1 protein-coding gene is annotated in these 525 nt (G+C 47.2%); it reads left to right on the forward strand.

Annotation, left to right across the window (positions count from 1 at the left end; genetic code table 11):
- Positions 1-433: InlB B-repeat-containing protein (locus tag ASC50_RS03835; RefSeq protein ID WP_158648388.1), on the forward strand; the 433-nt coding region annotated here is incomplete at its 5' end.
- Positions 434-525: the final 92 nt, after the last annotated feature.

Here is a 525-nt window from a genome sequence, read left to right on the forward strand (position 1 = left end):
GACTTATACATCGCAAGCACACAAAACTGCGGCCTGGGTTAATATCTATTATGAGCCTAATAGTGGTGTGGGTAGCACTATTACCCAAACAGTGGCTTATGGTGTGGCTGCTACTACACCCGTTGCTACAGTATTTTCACGACCCGGTTACACGATAGACGCGTGGGCACCAAATGCTGACGGTTCCGGAACTACCGTGAACCCCAATGCTTCTTATACGAATACCGGTTCAATAACGTTTTATGCCAAGTGGAAGGGGAATGCCAAAGTTGCCCGCTCTGCCAAAGTGAAGGTCGGCTCAACTGCCGGTGCCAATGATTATGCTGCCACCAGTCTGATAACCCCCGGTACCACGGTTTATTTAACGGCATCTAATGACAGTGTAGGCTATGATTTTGATAGTTGGTCGGGAGTCACTTCCATTGAGGTTTGACCAGCTCCCTCCTGTAATATTAAGCATGCGTTGCATCCTTGTTAAAGTACAATGAAAATCCGGAGTAGCAGTGAATGTAAACACGCTACCAT

This window comes from Candidatus Symbiothrix dinenymphae (genome assembly GCF_001431085.1).